3 protein-coding genes are annotated in these 5,192 nt (G+C 75.8%); all 3 read left to right on the forward strand.

Annotation, left to right across the window (positions count from 1 at the left end):
* A partial coding sequence (gene ptsP / locus ICW40_RS20175) for a phosphoenolpyruvate--protein phosphotransferase (RefSeq protein WP_221655760.1) occupies positions 1-1,605 on the forward strand: 1,605 nt, incomplete at its 5' end.
* 249 nt (positions 1,606-1,854) lie between these two features.
* On the forward strand, positions 1,855-3,495 hold the full coding sequence (locus tag ICW40_RS20180) for an HNH endonuclease (RefSeq protein WP_221655761.1): 1,641 nt from the start codon (positions 1,855-1,857) through the stop codon (positions 3,493-3,495).
* A 70-nt stretch (positions 3,496-3,565) separates the two neighbouring features.
* Complete coding sequence (locus ICW40_RS20185; RefSeq protein WP_221655762.1) at positions 3,566-5,161, forward strand: succinic semialdehyde dehydrogenase; 1,596 nt, start codon at positions 3,566-3,568, stop codon at positions 5,159-5,161.
* Positions 5,162-5,192 lie beyond the last annotated feature (31 nt).

The following is a 5,192-nucleotide window of genomic DNA, read 5'->3' on the forward strand; positions in this document are numbered from 1 at the left end:
CCCCGGGCCGACCCGTCGGCCGCCGCGCCCGACGACGTGCCGGCCGCGGTGGCCGCCGTCGAGGAGGCGTTCGCGGCCGTCGCCGCAGGCCTCCAGGCCCGTGCCGACGCGGCGGGCGGCACGATCGCCGAGGTGCTCGGGGCGACCGCGATGATGGCCGCGGACCCCGAGCTCCGGACCGGCGCGCGCACGCGCGTCGAGAACGGGGCGGCCCCCGCGGTCGCCGTCGACCAGGCGGTGGGCGAGTTCGTCGCGACCTTCAGCCAGCTGGGCGGGTACTTCGCGGAGCGGGTCACCGACCTCGTGAGCGTCCGGGACCGGGTCGTGGCGCGGCTGCTCGGGCTGCCGGAGCCCGGCGTCCCGGCGCTCGTCGAGCCGTCCGTCGTCGTCGCGGACGACCTCTCGCCGGCCGACACCGCCGCGCTCGAGCTCGACAAGGTGCTCGGGATCGTCATCGAGCAGGGCGGCCCGACGGGGCACACCGCGATCATCGCGGGCCAGCTCGGGATCCCCTGCGTGGTGCAGGTGGTCGGTGCGTCCGTGCTCGAGCCGGGTGAGGTCGTCGCCGTCGACGCCGCGGCCGGGACGGTGACGCGCGACCCCGACGACGAGGTGCGTGCGCGGGTCGCCACGCGCGCCGCGGGCCTCGCGCGGCTCGCCGAGGTGACCGGTGCGGGCGCGACGAGCGACGGTCAGGCCGTCGCGCTGCTCGCCAACATCGGCACGGCGGAGGACGCGGAGCGCGTGGGCGAGGGCGTCGAGGGCGTGGGGCTCTTCCGCACCGAGGTGCTGTTCCTCGGTCGCTCGACGGCGCCCACCGAGGACGAGCAGGCGACGGCGTACGGGCGCGCGCTCGCGGCGCTCGGGGACCGCAAGGTCGTGATCCGGACGCTCGACGCGGGCGCGGACAAGCCGCTGGCGTTCGTGACGCGGGCCGGCGAGGAGAACCCGGCGCTCGGCGTGCGGGGGTACCGCCTCGTGCGCACCGACGAGGACCTGCTGCGGACGCAGCTGCGGGCGATCGGGCGGGCCGCGGCGGCGTCGGGGGGAGAGCCGTGGGTCATGGCGCCGATGGTGGCGACGGTCGAGGAGGCCGCACGGTTCGCCGCGATCGCGCGCGAGGAGGGGGTCGGGACGGTCGGCGTGATGGTCGAGGTGCCGTCCGCCGCCCTGCGGGCGCGTGACCTGCTCGAGGAGGTCGACTTCATCTCGATCGGGACCAACGACCTCGCGCAGTACACGATGGCGACCGACCGGCTCCTCGGCGAGCTGGCCGACCTGCTCGACCCGTGGCAGCCGGCCGTGCTGGACCTCGTCGCGGCGGCCGCCGCAGCGGGGGCCGACGTCGGCAAGCCCGTGGGCGTGTGCGGCGAGTCCGCGTCCGACCCGGTGATGGCGCTCGCGCTCGTGGGGATGGGCGTGACGTCGCTGTCCATGTCGCCGTCGGCCGTGCCGGGCGTGCGGTTCGCGCTGTCGCGGCACAGCCTCGAGCGGTGCCGCGAGGTGGCCGCGGCCGCGCGTGCGGGTCGGACGGCCGTCGAGGCGCGCGCCGCAGCGCTCGCGCTCGTGGAGGACGACGTGCGCGAGGTGCTCGCGCTGGGGTAGCGGGCTGGTTGAGGCTCGCTGGCTGCTGGCTGCTGGCTGCTGGCTGCTGGGCGTCCTTGCTGTCGGTCCGCCGGGCCGAGCCGTCCGACGGTCGCGTCGCACCCCCGTCGCATCCACATGCGCGGCCCGTCCCCAGCCCGGACGGGCCCTCCGACATCCGTGTCGGAGGTTCTTCGTACACTTGTTTGAACCGGACGAACCGGGCGAAGAGCGAGTGGCGGGCGGGGGACCATGGCGGAGATGGCGGGCATGGAGCGAGAGCGGCTCGAGGCGCTGCTCGCGCGCCTGACCGCTGACGCAGCCGAGCTCGCGACGGTCCCGCTCGGCGGCCTCGACGGCGTCGCAGCCGCCACGGCGCACCGTGCGGTGCGCGAGGTGCGGGACCGGCTCGGCCTGGTCTCCGCCGGTCTGCTCGCTCAGGTCGAGGCCGACGGTCGCTGGGCCGCGTCCGGCGGCGCCCGGGACGTCCCGCAGTGGGCGGCGCAGCGGGAGGGCGTCTCGTACGGCACCGCGAAGCGCGAGGTGACGCTCGGGCGTGCGCTGGGCGGGGACCTGCCGGCGACGCGCGACGCGGTCGCGAGCGGTCGGATCACCCTCGAGCACGCGACCGTGCTGGCGGAGCTCGGTCCCACCTCGCCGGCGCGCCGCGCGGCGCTGGCGAGCGACCTGCCCGACCGCAACGAGCGGTTCCTCCTCGCGAAGGCACGCCGGCTCGGCGTCGACGACTTCCGCAAGGACGTGCGGCGATGGGCGGCCGCGGTGGACGACGAGGCAGCCGAGCGGGAGCACATCGCGGCCAAGGCCCGCGAGTACCTCACGCTCGCGCGGCGCCGGGACGGGCTCGCGCTCTCGGGCTTCCTCACCCACGAGCACGGCGAGCTCCTGTCGACGGCCCTGCGTGCGGTGGTCGGCGTCCCGGCGAAGGACGACGTGCGCACGACGGATCAGCGGATGGCCGCGGCGCTCGCCGACGTGTCGCGGCTCGTCCTCGACCGCGGGCTGGTCGGGCAGGGTGCGCTGGTCCGGCCCCACCTGAGCGTCCAGGTCTCGTACGAGGCGATGCGGAACCTGGAGGATCGCGCGGCCGAGCGCGAGCTGGCAGAAGGTGCGGGAGGTACCGCCGCCGCCGCCGACGCCGACGCCGACGCCGACGCCGATGCCGACGCCGATGCCGATGCCGATGCCGACGCCGATGCCGACGCCGATGCCGATGCCGACGCTGGTGCTGGTGCTGGTGCTGGTGCTGGTGCCGTCGCAGGCGCCGCTCGCGGGCTGCACAGCTCTCGTCGGGCGCCCACCGGCCTCGAGCCGGTGCTGGTCGCCCCGGCCGAGCTCGAGTCCGGGGAGCCGATCCCTCGATCGACTCTCGAGCGGCTCGTGTGCGACTCCGAGATCAGCCGCATCGTCTTCGGACCTGAGGGGGACGTGCTCGACGTCGGTCGGGCGACGCGACCGTTCTCCAAGCAGCTCCGCCGCGCGGTGATCGCGCGGGACCGGCACTGCTGCTACCCCGGCTGCTCGTCGCCCCCGACGCTCTCCGAGGTGCACCACATCCGCTGGTGGAGCCGCGGCGGTGACACGTCCGCCGTGAACGGCGTCCTGCTCTGCTGGTACCACCACGACGTCGTGCACGAGCGCGACCTGCGCATCACCCGCGTCCCGCACGGTTGGGAGTTCACCCGCCGCGACGGACAGCCGCTGCGCGACCCAGGCCGGGCCTCGCCAGCAGAGGAGCTGGGGCCGCCGCCGACGACGCGATCCCCGATGACGACATCGCCGCCGGTCGAAGCTCCGCCGGATGATCCTCGGGCCGAGGACTCGCCGCCTGAGGAGGTCGGGGCGAAGCACCCTCCGGACGGTCCGGATCTCTTCGACATGCTGAGCGCCTGAGCGCCTGAGCGCCTGAGCGCAGTGGTGTCGAGGCACCTTGCTGTGCTGCGTCCGCCGTAGCCTGGGCACCATGCGTGACGCCGACGTCGTGGACCCCGAGACCGATCCGACGGCCACCTGGGCGCTCGAGCCCGAGCAGGTGCGGCGGCTGACCAGCCGGCTTGTCGCGGCGGGCCCGTCCTCGCTGACGCACAGCCCGCTCACCGGTGCGCCGCTGGCCGAGGTGCCCGCGTCGACCGCCGACGACGTCGTCCGTGCAGCGGCCCTCGCGCGTGGGGCGCAGCGTGCGTGGGCGCGGACGCCCGTCGACCGGCGCGCCGCGGTGCTGCTCCGGCTCCACGACCTCGTCCTCGACCGGCAGTCCGAGGTTCTCGACCTCGTCCAGCTCGAGAACGGCAAGGCGCGCAGCAGCGCCTACGAGGAGGTCGCCGACGTGGCGCTCCTCGCGCGCCACTACGGCCGCCGCGCCCCGGCCTACCTCGCCCCCCGGCGCGTGCCCGGCCTTCTCCCGGGTCTCACGGCCGTGCGCGTGCTGCGGCACCCTGTGGGACTCGTGGGCGTCGTCGCCCCGTTCAACTACCCGCTGAACCTCTCGATCGGCGACGCGCTCCCCGCGCTCGTGGCGGGCAACGGCGTGGTCATCAAGCCGGACCCGCAGACGACCCTCACCGCGCTCTGGGCCGTCGCCCTCGCCGAGGAGGCCGGTCTGCCGGTCGGGCTGGTCCAGGTCGTCGCTGGTGGGGCCGAGGTCGGCAGCGCGCTCATCGAGGCCGTCGACCACGTCGTGTTCACCGGCTCCACCGCGACCGGACGCCGCGTCGCCGCGCAGGCCGGTCACGCCCTGGTGGGCGCGACGCTCGAGCTCGGCGGCAAGAACGCCCTCTACGTCACCGACGACGTGGACCTCGCGGTCACGGCGGAGGGCGTGGTCCGCGCGTGCTTCTCCAACACCGGTCAGCTCTGCGTCTCGATGGAGCGGCTCCTCGTGCACGAGGCGGTCGCCGACGCGTTCCTCGCCGAGCTGCTGCCCCGCGTCCGGGCGCTGCGCCTCGGGGCCGGGCTCGACTACACGGCCGACGTCGGATCCCTCACGTCGGCCGCACAGCTCGAGCGCGTGCAGCGCCACGTCGAGGACGCGATCGGCCGCGGTGCCGTCGTGCTCGCGGGCGGCGTGCACCGGCCCGACGTCGGCCCCTTCTTCTACGAGCCGACCGTCCTGGACCGCGTGCCCCAGGAGGCGGCGGTCGCGGGGGAGGAGACGTTCGGGCCGGTCGTCTCCGTCCAGCGCGTGCGCGACGACGAGCACGCGATCGCGCTCGCGAACGACAGCGAGATGGGCCTCGCCGCGAGCGTCTGGTGCCGCGACCTCCGACGCGCAGGGGCCGTCGCCGAGCGGCTCGAGGTCGGCGCCGTCGGGATCAACGACGGGTACGCGGCCGCGTGGGGGAGCACGGGCGCCCCGATCGGCGGGGTCAAGGCCTCGGGCCTCGGCCGTCGCCACGGTGCCGAGGGCATCCACGCGGTGACCCGGACGCAGACGGTCGCCACACAGCGCGGCGCCCACCAGGGCCTGGGCCTCGGACGCCTCTACGCCCTGCCGGCCGAGCGCTGGACGGAGGCCTTCACCGCCGGCCTGCGCCTCGCGCGGCGCGTCGGCCTGCGCTGACGCCGTCGCACGCGGCGGCGCGCGTCGAGCG

It is taken from the genome of Actinotalea ferrariae (assembly GCF_019733465.1).
Classification (GTDB): domain Bacteria; phylum Actinomycetota; class Actinomycetes; order Actinomycetales; family Cellulomonadaceae; genus Actinotalea; species Actinotalea ferrariae_A.

Excerpts from the sequence above, each read along its gene's own strand:
- ICW40_RS20180 (WP_221655761.1), top strand. The coding sequence starts at position 1,855 with ATGGAGCGAGAGCGGCTCGAGGCGCTGCTCGCGCGCCTGACCGCTGAC.
- ICW40_RS20185 (WP_221655762.1), top strand. The coding sequence starts at position 3,566 with ATGCGTGACGCCGACGTCGTGGACCCCGAGACCGATCCGACGGCCACC.